Annotated in this window: 10 protein-coding genes; 7 read left to right on the top strand and 3 right to left on the bottom strand. The window is 47.9% G+C overall.

The genetic code is table 11. The features are described 5' to 3' along the window. Positions 1-12 precede the first annotated feature (12 nt). The 4 genes from era (at position 13) to CGC65_RS06220 (ending at position 3885) form a co-directional block, all read left to right on the top strand. On the top strand, positions 13-924 hold the full coding sequence (gene era / locus CGC65_RS06205; RefSeq protein WP_002567787.1) for a GTPase Era: 912 nt from the start codon (positions 13-15) through the stop codon (positions 922-924). A 117-nt stretch (positions 925-1041) separates the two neighbouring features. Then, the gene (gene recO, locus CGC65_RS06210) at positions 1042-1692 is read left to right on the top strand and encodes a DNA repair protein RecO (protein WP_002567786.1); all 651 of its coding nucleotides are present in this window, start codon (positions 1042-1044) and stop codon (positions 1690-1692) included. Between the two features lie 94 nt (positions 1693-1786). Beyond that, entirely contained in the window at positions 1787-2440 is a 654-nt protein-coding gene (locus CGC65_RS06215) for a hypothetical protein (RefSeq protein ID WP_156703654.1), read from the top strand. Between the two features lie 56 nt (positions 2441-2496). Continuing rightward, positions 2497-3885 (top strand): glycine--tRNA ligase, encoded by a 1389-nt coding sequence (locus CGC65_RS06220; protein WP_002567784.1) that lies wholly within the window; start codon positions 2497-2499, stop codon positions 3883-3885. A 111-nt stretch (positions 3886-3996) separates the two neighbouring features. Here the strand turns inward: CGC65_RS06220 and CGC65_RS06225 are convergent, their stop codons facing one another. Together CGC65_RS06225 and CGC65_RS06230 are read right to left on the bottom strand one after the other, a co-directional pair. Further along, positions 3997-4935 (bottom strand): phosphatidylserine decarboxylase, encoded by a 939-nt coding sequence (locus tag CGC65_RS06225; RefSeq protein ID WP_002567783.1) that lies wholly within the window; start codon positions 4933-4935, stop codon positions 3997-3999. A gap of 22 nt (positions 4936-4957) precedes the next feature. Further along, positions 4958-5587 (bottom strand): CDP-alcohol phosphatidyltransferase family protein, encoded by a 630-nt coding sequence (locus CGC65_RS06230; RefSeq protein ID WP_002567782.1) that lies wholly within the window; start codon positions 5585-5587, stop codon positions 4958-4960. Between the two features lie 266 nt (positions 5588-5853). Here CGC65_RS06230 and CGC65_RS06235 point away from each other — a divergent pair, with 266 nt between their 5' ends. The 3 genes from CGC65_RS06235 to ppdK all read left to right on the top strand — a co-directional run bounded on the left by CGC65_RS06235 (position 5854) and on the right by ppdK (position 11648). Continuing rightward, on the top strand, positions 5854-7374 hold the full coding sequence (locus CGC65_RS06235) for a sensor histidine kinase (protein WP_002567781.1): 1521 nt from the start codon (positions 5854-5856) through the stop codon (positions 7372-7374). Continuing rightward, positions 7346-8035 carry a response regulator transcription factor gene (locus CGC65_RS06240; RefSeq protein ID WP_002567780.1) on the top strand — a complete coding sequence of 230 codons (690 nt, stop codon included), beginning with the start codon at positions 7346-7348 and terminating at the stop codon, positions 8033-8035. Before CGC65_RS06235 ends, CGC65_RS06240 begins: the two co-directional genes overlap by 29 nt. A 982-nt stretch (positions 8036-9017) precedes the next feature. Further along, on the top strand, positions 9018-11648 hold the full coding sequence (gene ppdK, locus CGC65_RS06245) for a pyruvate, phosphate dikinase (RefSeq protein ID WP_002567779.1): 2631 nt from the start codon (positions 9018-9020) through the stop codon (positions 11646-11648). A gap of 295 nt (positions 11649-11943) precedes the next feature. Here the strand turns inward: ppdK and CGC65_RS06250 are convergent, their stop codons facing one another. Further along, complete coding sequence (locus tag CGC65_RS06250) at positions 11944-12753, bottom strand: IclR family transcriptional regulator (protein WP_002567778.1); 810 nt, start codon at positions 12751-12753, stop codon at positions 11944-11946. Positions 12754-12786: the final 33 nt, after the last annotated feature.

The following is a 12786-nucleotide window of genomic DNA, read 5'->3' on the forward strand; positions in this document are numbered from 1 at the left end:
AGAGAGAATTAAATGGAAGAGAATATACAGAAGAAATCGGGCTTTGTTACGTTGATTGGACGTCCCAATGTGGGAAAGTCCACTCTGATGAACCACTTGATTGGACAGAAAATTGCAATTACCTCTGATAAGCCCCAGACAACCAGAAACAGGATACAGACCGTGTACACAGATGACAGGGGCCAGATTATCTTCTTAGACACCCCTGGCATCCATAAGGCCAAGAATAAGCTGGGCCAATATATGGTGAACGTGGCTGAGCACACTCTGAAGGAAGTGGATGTGATTCTCTGGCTGGTGGAGCCTGCCACCTTCATCGGCGCAGGCGAGCGCCATATAGCGGAGCAGCTTAAGAATGTAAAAACCCCAATCATTCTGGTAATCAACAAGATTGATACGGTAAAGAACCAGGATGAAATTCTTACCTTTATTGCGGCCTACAAGGATGTCTGCGATTTTGCGGAAATCGTACCTCTCTCTGCATTGAAGGATAAGAATACGGATCTGCTGACTGAGCTGATTTTCAAATACCTGCCTTACGGCCCGCAGTTCTATGATGAGGACACGGTGACGGATCAGCCTATGCGCCAGATTGCTGCTGAGCTTATCCGCGAGAAAGCGCTGCGCCTTCTGGACGACGAGATTCCCCATGGCATTGCGGTGACCATTGAGAAGATGAAGGAGCGCAAGGGCGGCCTGATTGATATTGAGGCCAGTATTGTATGTGAGAGAGAATCTCACAAGGGCATCATTATCGGAAAGGGCGGCAGCATGCTGAAACGCATCGGCATAGAGGCCAGGAAAGAGATTGAAAGCATGATGGACACACAGGTGAACCTGCAGCTGTGGGTTAAGGTAAGAAAGGAATGGCGGGACAGCGAGCTGTATATGAAGAACTACGGCTACAATCAAAAAGAAATTTGAGAAAAAATCTCACACATTAATATTGATAACTGTTGGTTTTACAACGCTGACGGTGGAAAAACCACAGAGATTTGACAAGGGTCTGATGGAAATGCTGAGAGGAGGAAGAAACTGGAAATGAGAGAGACAGTAACATTAACTGGGATGGTTCTCCTTTCGGCTCCCTCCGGGGATTTTGACCGGCGTCTGGTGCTGCTCACAAGGGAGAGGGGGAAGATTACGGCCTTCTCCCATGGCGCCAGAAAACCGGGCAATCCTCTGATGGCGGCCAGCAGGCCTTTTTGTTTTGGCAATTTTAACCTTTATGAAGGCAGGAATGCCTACAATCTCCAGTCAGCCCAGATTACCAATTATTTTGACGGGCTGTCCACGGACATGGAGGCAGCCTGCTATGGCTCCTATTTTCTGGAAACCGCAGCTTATTTCGCCCAGGAAAATCTGGACGGCACAGAACTGTTAAAGCTCCTGTACCAGTCCCTCAGAGCTCTTTTGCGTCCGGCCCTTCCCAACCGGCTGGTGCGCAGGGTTTTCGAGCTTAAGAGTATGGTAATCAACGGGGAATATACCCAGGACCCTCCGGTTCCGGTCTCTGATTCCTGTCATTATGCCTGGGAGTATGTTATCTGCTCACCGTCGGAATCCCTTTATCAATTTGCGCTGAAGGAAGAAGTGCTGAAGGAATTTGAGTCTGTTGTGGAAAAAAGCAGACGGTATTTTGTGCGCCATGAGTTCCGTTCCCTGGAAATTTTGGAAACCCTGACAGCATAAAATCCGTCATAAGGCTTGAAATTATGGCATTCAGAGGATATAATATGTCCATATGCCCGGTACGGCGGCAAAGAAGTATGAGGAAGGAATATTTATGAAGAAGATTGTGAAGGGGATTCTGCTGCTGGCAGCGGCTGCTGCGGTGGTTACGGGATGCTCCAGGATAGGCATGGGGGGAGCCGAAGCCCCCACTGAGAACAGCGTCTACGTGGCAGGCGACGGCAGTGTCAGGTGGGCTTCGGTGGAGACTTACCAGCAGGGCAGTTATACGGAGGACGAACTAAAGAACTCGGCCGGACAGAAAATCATTGATTTTAACAGCGGACTGGGTAAGGCTGCTTCCTATGAGAATGCGGAAGGCTCTGAGAAACTTCCGGTGGCCATTGTTTCAGCCAGCATGGGGAACGGAACAGCCACATTGGTTACGGAATACGACGCTCCGGGCCGTCTCATTGAATTTGCCCAGGAGATTGGAGATTATAATGTGCCGTTCACCCAACTGGATACAGGCAGGGTGGCAGCCATGTCCGGTGAACTTGCGGAGGTTTCCTTTCAGGATGAGAAGGGGAAGGCGGTGGACCAGGAGACAGCTCTTAAGGACGGACAGAGCATGGTGGTCAAGGCTGCGGGACAGGGCGTCATTGTGACGGAGAAAAAAATCCAGTATGTAAGCGAGGGCTGCGTCCTGAAGGATTCCAACCGGGTGCAGACTTCCGGAGAGGGAACCAGTTACATCATATTAAAGTAATTCTTATAATTTAATTTATATTAAATCTATAATTATTAAGAAGAGAGGATGCAGATATGGAAAAGACAATGGAGAAAATCGTGGCATTGGCCAAGAACAGGGGCTTTGTGTATCCAGGTTCTGAGATTTACGGCGGCCTGGCCAATACCTGGGATTATGGCAACCTGGGTGTGGAATTGAAAAATAATGTAAAGAGAGCCTGGTGGCAGAAGTTCATCATGGAGAGCCCCTACAACGTAGGCGTTGACTGTGCTATTTTGATGAATTCCCAGACATGGATTGCCAGCGGACATCTGGGCGGATTCTCTGACCCTCTGATGGACTGTAAGCAGTGTAAAGAGAGATTCCGCGCAGACAAACTGATTGAGGATTATAACGACGCCCATGGAATCCAGATGGAAGGCTCTGTTGACGGCTGGTCACAGGAGCAGATGAAGCAGTACATTGATGACAACAATATCTGCTGTCCAAGCTGCGGCGCCCATGACTTCACGGATATCCGCCAGTTTAACCTGATGTTCAAGACATTCCAGGGTGTAACAGAGGATGCCAAGAGCACGGTTTACCTGCGTCCTGAGACTGCCCAGGGTATTTTCGTTAACTTTAAGAATGTACAGAGAACTTCCAGGAAGAAGGTGCCATTCGGCATCGGCCAGATCGGCAAGTCCTTCCGCAACGAGATTACGCCCGGAAACTTTACATTCCGTACCAGGGAGTTTGAGCAGATGGAGCTGGAATTCTTCTGCAAGCCTGACACAGACCTGGAGTGGTTTGCTTACTGGAAGGAATTCTGCATCAACTGGTTAAGGTCATTAGGAATCAAGGATGATGAGCTGAGGGCCAGGGACCACTCTCCTGAGGAGCTGAGCTTCTACAGCAAGGCTACCACAGACCTGGAGTATCTGTTCCCGTTTGGCTGGGGCGAGCTTTGGGGCATTGCAGACAGGACTGACTATGACTTAAGCCAGCACCAGAAGGTGTCCGGACAGGATATGTCCTACTTTGACGATGAGACAAAGGAGAGATACATTCCTTATGTTATCGAGCCCTCACTGGGAGCTGACCGCGTGACGCTGGCATTCCTGTGCGCTGCTTATGATGAAGAGGAAATCGGGGAAGGCGATGTAAGGACTGTCCTTCACTTCCATCCGGCCATTGCTCCTGTAAAGGTGGGTGTGCTTCCTTTGTCCAAGAAACTGAATGAAGGTGCTGAAAAGATTTACACCGAGCTTTCCAAGTATTTCAACTGCGAGTTTGACGACAGGGGCAATATCGGTAAGAGATACAGGAGACAGGATGAAATCGGAACTCCATTCTGTATTACCTATGACTTTGACTCAGAAGAAGACCATGCAGTAACAGTCCGCGACAGGGATACCATGGAGCAGGTAAGGGTTCCGATTGCTGATCTTAAGGACTACTTTGCTGAGAAGTTTATGTTTTAGAAGATAAAAGGACACTGCATGGAAATGCAGAAGAAAAACCTCCGCGGTTCCGGGAAGGAACTGCGGAGGTTTTGTGCTGGGAAGATTTAAATTGGGAACATTTAATTGGGATCATTTAATTGAGTTCATTTCGTTTGGATTCATTTCGTTTGGATTCATTTCATTTGCTGTCATTGCCTGGCCGATGGCTTCACCCATCCGTACCCTGGTTTCCACATCCAGGGCAGTGTTGCGCATGATATCTCTGTCAATGGCAACGGTGCCGGGCTGGAAGAGCAGCAGGATGGAGGAGCCGCCAAAGGCAAAGTAGCCCTTTTCCTGACCGCGGAACACATCAATGCTGGTATAAGCTTTGTGGTGATTTACAATTTTCCCCACCATAAGAGCCCCTATCTCCATCATCAGCACTGTGCCGAAGGAACCGGTGCGCAGCAGGGAATACTCCCTGGAGTTTTCTTTGTAGACAGGACGGCGGCTGGCGGCTGCCGGATTGACTGTGTGGAGCACGCCGGGAATCCTGCGGTAAGAGGAGCGCCGTCCGCGGTCCACATAGGCATAGCGGTGGTAATCTGATACAGTGAGCCTTAAGAGAAGGGCGGTGCCGCCGGCGTAGCGGGCAGCCAGGCCGGAGTCCCTTAAAAGCTGCTCCAGCGTATATTGGGTGTGCTTGATGGTGATACGCATGTTATTGTGGATGGGATAAACGCTTGCAAACCCGTCGCAGGGGCTGCACAATATATGGTCCCTGGCGTCGAAAGGCCTTGCCTCCGGCAGCATTCTGCGGGTAAAGAAGGCATTAAATGAGCGGTACCTTCCGCCGGCCGGTGTTTCGCAGTCCTCGGCGCAGATACCGGCAGACTTCATAAAGCCGGGAATGATGGGCGCTGACAGTGGCGAGTCCAGAAAAACGCCGCAGATTTTGGAAAAAGCCGGATGGACCAGCGGTTTTATGAGCATACGTCCCAGAAAGCTGGCATATAGATTCTCCAGGAAACGGTCCTGGAGGGTGCTGCCGCCCAGGGAACGGCCGGTTCTGTCTGCATATTGCATGGAATCACACCTTTCTTTATTATCAGAAGAAATATATCTTAATCAGTGCACAGGATACAATGGCGACCAGAAGGGTCAGCATTTTCCAGCCGGGTTTGCGCAGCGGGAAATTAATGATGAACAGCAGACCCACGGTGAGGATGCAGATGTGAAGCTCTGACAGGAATCTGTGGCCCAGCAGAGGGCGCAGGGTGCAGAACAGAGGCAGAATAATGGCTATGGAGGTGATGGGAAGTCCCTGGTAGTACTTGCGGGCTTCATCTGTCTCATCCTGCCGTTTTTCTTCCATGACATTAAAAAATGCCAGGCGGATGACACCTGCAATCAGATAGAATACCAGTATGGAGATGCCTGCCGGTCCCCGCATACCGATGGAATAGCACAGTATCATGGGAAAAGCCCCGAAACAGACCACATCACAGAGAGAATCAATCTGGATTCCGAAGCGCTTTTCATCTTCCGTGCGGTCTTTTTTCAGACGGGCCACCTTGCCGTCAAACATGTCGCACAGGCCGGAGAACGCAAGACAGAACAAAGCGTATTTTGCAAACCCCTGGAAGGTGAGAATCATGCCCATGGCTGCGGAAGCCAGTCCCAAATATGTCAATACAACCGTGTAGCTGTAAAATCCTATCATAAAATACAACCCCAATCATTCGTCCTTTTGGTCCTTGCTTTATAAGGACAATATTATCATTATATCAGAAATCCGGGAGGAAACAAGGAAAAACAGGACTTTTGTTCATAAAATTTAGAAACCTTTTATAAACGAAAATTAGTTATTGTGATATACTAGCAATAACGGATGACAGACTGTCTTTGTTTTCGGACGGAAGCGAGTACTGCATTGTATAGGAAGCTTATACGATGCAGTACTCATAATGTCAGACCGTATCATGACAAAGGAGGATGGGGCTTATGAAACTGAGGACCCGTCTTGCGGTGGCGTTTTTAACCATAACCATTGTTCCCATGCTGCTGTTTTATCTGCTGGTTCTTGCACTCAGCAATTATCAGACCAGGTCCTTCACCAAGGAGTACGGACTTACGGAGCAGGTGGATCTGTTCTCAGGCAATTCCATGCAGATATTTAACCGTATTACCAAGCGCTCCCAGGAGGACATCAGGAATACACTGGACAACGATCCGGGGCTCTACAACGATTTATCATATCTGGATAAGGTCAACGCTGAACTGAAAAGCCATTATGCATATCTGATTGTGCGAAAAGGCGATACCATTCTGTACTGCGGTGACAGCAATAAAGCCGCAGGGGAGGCCATATGCGCCCAGCTGCCCAGGTTTGATATGATGAAGGGAGACTTACAGGGCGGCATTTATCTGGACGGCGAGAGCCAGCACCTGATCAAGCAGATGGATTTCACCTTTCCGGACGGCCAGGAAGGAAGCGCTTTTATTATTTCCAATGTGGATGACCTGATACCGGAAGTAAAATCCATGATAAGGGAGATGCTGATACTGGGTGTCACTATTCTGGTGTTTGCGGGCATTGTGCTGACATACTGGGTATACCGTTCCATTCTCAGTCCGCTGAACAAGCTTCAGGAGGCCACGAAGAAGATTCGCGACGGAAACCTGGAATTCACACTGGATGTGGACGCGGATGATGAGATAGGCCAGCTGTGCCAGGATTTTGAGGAAATGCGTATCCGGCTTAAGGAGAACGCGGAGGACAAGATACAGTATGACAAGGATAATAAGGAACTGATCAGCAATATTTCCCACGATTTGAAAACACCGATTACGGCTATCAAGGGATACGTGGAAGGCATACTGGACGGTGTGGCGTCTTCGCCGGAAAAGCTGGACAAATACATCCGTACCATATACAATAAGTCTAATGATATGGACAGGCTGATTGACGAGCTGACCTTTTATTCCAAAATTGATACAAATAAGATTCCCTATACCTTCAGCAAGATCAACGTGGCCCAGTATTTCCGGGACTGCGTGGAGGAGGTTGGCCTGGATATGGAAGCCAGGGGGATTGAGCTGGGATATTTCAATTATGTGGATGAAGACGTGGTCATCATTGCCGATGCAGAGCAGATGAAGCGTGTCATCAATAATATCATCAGTAATTCCGTAAAATATCTGGATAAGAAAAAGGGCATTATCAATATTAGGATAAAGGACGTAGGCGATTTTATCCAGGTTGAAATAGAAGATAATGGAAAAGGCATAGCAGCAAAGGACCTGCCCAATATTTTTGACCGGTTCTACCGCACGGATTCCTCCCGCAATTCAGCCCAGGGAGGAAGCGGTATAGGTTTATCCATCGTGCGCAAGATTGTGGAGGACCACGGGGGACGTATATGGGCCACCAGCAAGGAAGGAATCGGAACAGAGATACATTTTGTTCTAAGAAAATATCAGGAGGTTTTACAGGATGAGCAAGATTCTAATCGTGGAAGATGAGGAGAGCATAGCAGAGTTAGAGAAGGATTATCTGGAGCTGTCCGGCTTTGAGGTAGAGATTGAAAATGACGGAAGTTCCGGTCTGGATAAGGCGCTGAAGGAAGACTATGATCTTTTGATTCTGGATCTGATGCTGCCCGGTACAGATGGATTTGAGATATGTAAGAGAGTACGGGAAGTAAAGAACACGCCCATCATTATGGTTTCGGCCAAAAAAGAGGATATTGACAAAATCCGCGGTCTGGGACTGGGAGCAGACGATTATATCACCAAGCCATTCAGCCCAAGCGAGATGGTGGCCAGGGTGAAGGCGCACATGGCCAGGTATGAGCGCCTTATTGGCAGCGGGCAGCCGGCCAATGAGCTGATTGAAATCCGCGGCCTGAAAATAGATAAGACAGCCCGGCGCGTGTGGGTCAACGGGGAGGAGAAAACCTTTACCACAAAGGAATTTGACCTTCTGACCTTCCTTGCCCAGAACCCGAACCATGTGTTTACCAAAGAGGAGCTGTTCAGCAAGATATGGGATATGGAGTCCATTGGGGACATTGCCACTGTAACGGTGCATATTAAGAAGATTCGCGAGAAGATAGAGTTTAACACGGCCAAACCGCAGTATATTGAGACGATATGGGGGGTTGGGTACCGGTTTAAGGTGTGATATTGACATAACACTAAATTTAGTGTAATATAAAGATAGCTAAGAAAGTAGTTAAGACCATGTAGACACAAAGCGAAATCCCGTGTATGCCAGTACACGGGATTTCTTTTTAGGTTAGCTGTCTTTATGTTTTCTGTCTACCCATTTGCATATGTAGTAGCCAGCTACACTTGCCATGACAGAAAATATGAAAGTAGTTAAGAGTTCCATGCAGACACCTCCTTCCTGCTGGAAAGAGTCGACAGCATATTCATTATATCTTATACAGATGGAGATGTCTATGGAACAAGAAGGATGATAACATTACTTTTCCTCATGGTAGTATGAAACTCCTGTACTACCACAAATACTACCGAAAGCAACACGGCTAGAAAAAAGTAAGAGGGAAAGAAAAGGTAAGATGTGGAAAGTTCCTAGAGATAACAAGGGATAAAGAGGTATAAAACTTTAGGCACGGTTAAACCAGGGACAGCTTATGTGCTACCGGTTTAAGGTATAATATTAACATGACACTTGATTTGGTGTAAAATAATCTTAGCCAGGAAGTTAAGTATGTCCATTTGGACACAAAGCAAAATCCCGTGTATGCCAGTACACGGGATTTTGCTTTGGCTATATGGTTTCGGTCCATCCATTTGCTCCCGAATATTGGAAGAGCTTACATAAATGAGACGGAAATGAACCGGGCTGGGCTTTTGACGGATTCAGGGTTATTCGCAAAGTTATGTACATACAACACCGAAAGTTCGCATATACGATTAAATAACGCATATGTGATAATGACAGAAAATGAAAGTGCTTACAGCGATTTTACCTTAAAATTTAACAAATTTTCACGGAAAAACTCTTTACTCGCGAAATCTTTGTGATATAATGAACGAGGTGGACGGACAAGACATATATATTTGTTCCGTTCAGAAATGAAAGGCAAAAAACAGAGCGTAGAATGCCAGTCTACAAGAACATGAGGAGGAATTAACTTATGGCAAAATGGGTTTATAAGTTCCACGAAGGCAGTGCGGCAATGAGAAACCTTCTTGGCGGCAAGGGCTGCAACTTAGCAGAAATGACAAACCTGGGAATGCCCATTCCACAGGGATTTACTGTTACAACAGAGGCTTGTACCGAATATTATAACTGTGGCAAGCAGATTTCACAGGAAATTCAGGACCAGATTTTTGAGGCAATTACCTGGCTGGAAGGTATCAATGGCAAGAAGTTCGGCGATACAGAGGATCCGTTACTGGTTTCCGTACGTTCCGGCGCACGGGCGTCCATGCCTGGTATGATGGATACAATCCTGAACCTGGGATTAAACGACGTTGCAGTTGAGGGATTTGCAAAGAAAACCGGCAACCCAAGATTTGCTTACGATTCCTACCGCAGATTCATCCAGATGTATTCTGACGTTGTTATGGAAGTTCCAAAGTCCTACTTCGAGAAAATCATCGACGAGATGAAAGAAGCAAAGGGCGTACATTTTGATACAGATCTGACTGCTGATGATTTGAAAGAACTGGCAGCAAAATTCAAGGCTGTTTACAAGGAAGCTATGAACGGCGAGGATTTCCCGCAGGATCCTACCGAGCAGCTGATGGGCGCTGTTAAGGCTGTGTTCCGTTCCTGGGACAACCCACGTGCCATCGTATACCGCCGTATGAACGATATCCCCGGCGACTGGGGTACTGCTGTTAATGTTCAGACCATGGTATTCGGAAATAAGGGCGAGACCTCCGGTACAGGTGTTGCGTTTACACGTAACCCATCCACCGGCGCAAAGGGAATTTACGGTGAGTACCTGATTAATGCACAGGGTGAAGACGTGGTTGCAGGTGTACGTACACCACAGCCAATCTCCAAGCTGGCAGAGGACCTTCCGGAGTGCTATAAGGAATTTATGGATCTGGCTATGAAGCTGGAGAACCATTTCCGGGATATGCAGGATATGGAGTTTACCATTGAGGAAGGCAAGCTGTACTTCTTACAGACACGTAACGGCAAGAGGACTGCTCCGGCAGCCATCCAGATTGCCTGCGATTTAGTAGATGAGGGCATGATTACACCAGAAGAGGCTGTATGCAGAATCGAGGCTAAGTCTTTAGACCAGCTGCTGCATCCAACCTTTGTACCGGAAGCACTGAAGGCCGGCGAAGTAATCGGAAGCGCGCTTCCTGCATCTCCTGGCGCTGCAGCTGGTAAGGTATACTTTACAGCTGACGAGGCTAAGGATGCCGGCAAGGGCGGCAGAGGCGAGAGAGTTATCCTGGTTCGTCTGGAGACATCCCCAGAGGATATTGAGGGTATGCACGCTGCGCAGGGTATCCTGACTGTCCGCGGCGGTATGACCAGCCATGCAGCAGTTGTTGCACGCGGCATGGGTACCTGCTGTGTATCCGGCTGCGGCGAGATTAAGATTGACGAAGAAGCTAAGGTATTTGAACTTGGCGGACATACATTCCATGAGGGAGATTACATTTCCCTGGATGGTTCTACAGGAAAGATCTACAAGGGTGACATCGCTACACAGGAAGCTACTGTAAGCGGTAACTTTGAGCGCATCATGGAGTGGGCTGACCAGTTCAGGACCCTGCGTGTACGCACCAACGCTGATACCCCTGCCGACACCCTGAACGCAGTTAAGCTGGGTGCTGAGGGCATCGGTCTCTGCCGTACAGAGCATATGTTCTTTGACGCAGAGAGAATTCCGAAGATTCGTAAGATGATTCTGTCCGAGACAGTTGCGCAGAGAGAAGAAGCATTAAACGAGCTGATTCCATTCCAGAAGGGCGACTTCAAGGCCATGTACAAGGCTCTGGAGGGAAGACCTATGACCGTTCGTTACCTGGATCCGCCTCTGCATGAGTTTGTTCCTACCGATCCGGATGACATCAAGGCACTGGCTGATGATATGGGAATGACGGTTGAGGATGTTAAAGCCAAGTGTGCAGAACTTCATGAGTTCAACCCAATGATGGGCCACCGCGGATGCCGTCTGGCTGTTACCTATCCGGAGATTGCCAAGATGCAGACAAGGGCTGTCATGGAAGCTGCAATCGAGATTAAGGAAGAGTGCGGATATGACATTGTTCCTGAGATTATGATTCCATTGGTTGGCGAGAAGAAAGAGCTTAAGTACGTTAAGGACGTAGTGGTTGAGATTGCTGAACTGGTTAAGAAGGAGAAGAACTCCGATATCCAGTACCACATCGGTACCATGATTGAGATTCCGAGGGCAGCCCTGACTGCTGACAAGGTTGCAGAAGAGGCAGACTTCTTCTCATTCGGAACCAATGACCTTACACAGATGACCTTCGGCTTCTCACGTGACGATGCCGGCAAGTTCCTGGATTCCTACTACAAGGCTAAGATTTACGAGTCTGACCCATTTGCAAGGCTGGATCAGGAAGGCGTTGGACAGCTGGTTAAGATGGCTGTTGAGAAGGGACGCTCCACAAAGGCAGACCTTAAGTGCGGTATCTGCGGCGAGCACGGCGGCGATCCTTCATCCGTAGAGTTCTGCCATAAGATTGGACTGAACTATGTATCCTGCTCACCATTCCGTGTTCCGATTGCACGTCTGGCAGCAGCACAGGCGGCGTTGAACAATAAGTAACATTATGGTTTATTACAAACTATTAAGTAATTTTGTAATCGGTGCTTGATATAATATAAACAGCCAAAAGAGATTATATCTATTTGAAGCACAAAGGGAAAACCTCAGGACTGCAATTCCTGAGGGTTTCATTTGAGTTAGTTGTCGTCCTTATTTCTGTCTAACCCCTGCATATGTAACGGGCAATTACATTTACCATGACAGAAACAATAAAGGGGATAAAAACAGTTGATAAATGCGGCATACCATGGATGGCGGACTCTTCGGAGCCCGCTTTTCTGTACTCTCAGCCGTTTTATTCTTCCCGGCCGCTATCTCCATACGGAACGGGTGGTTGAACTTCCGGGCGTTGTCTGCCGCATTTATAACCCAGCGCAGAACTGATTTGGCTGCTGGCAGACAGCAGTGCTGAGAGATACCGGTCCATGGCAGCTGGTTTTATATTGTTGGTTGTTCCTGAGACGCCCAGACTGTAATTTACTTCGCCGCGATAATCATAAATAGGGGCGGCGATACATCTGACGCCTAAAGCTATCTCTTCGTCGTCCACTGCATAGCCCTGGCTGCGTATGATTGCCAGCTGTTCCATCAGAATGTCCATGTCTGTAATTGTTTTCGGAGTATAAGCTGTCAGGGGGTAGTCCTTTAACAAACGCACAGCAGCGAAAGGGGCGCGGAAAGCAAGGATGCATTTTCCGACAGAGGAACTATGCAGCGGCTCCGCCATGCCGACAGTAGCGGACAGGTTATATACCTTATTTGACTGGACTTGATCTACTACATAGGCTGCATCGTTATTGAAGGCACATAAATGTACACTTTCATCCAGTTCATCATAAAGCTTTGTCAAAAAGGGACGGGCAATTGTTATGATATTAATATTACGTTTTACGCCTTCTCCCAAATATAAGATTTTAAAGCCCAGGCCATACTTTTTTGTTGCAGGATCTGCCTGCACCATATCATGTTTTTTCAGAGTCTCCATTAACCGGGAGACAGTGCTTTTATTTACACCTAATTCTTCCGCAATTTCTGTAACGCTTGCCGTGTTTTTCTGTTCAAGAATTGACAGAATTGTCATTGCTCGATCAAGAGATTGTATCATTTTATCGCTCCTATAAGAATCCTTGCCGGTATC

The organism is Enterocloster bolteae, from assembly GCF_002234575.2.
Lineage (GTDB): Bacteria > Bacillota > Clostridia > Lachnospirales > Lachnospiraceae > Enterocloster > Enterocloster bolteae.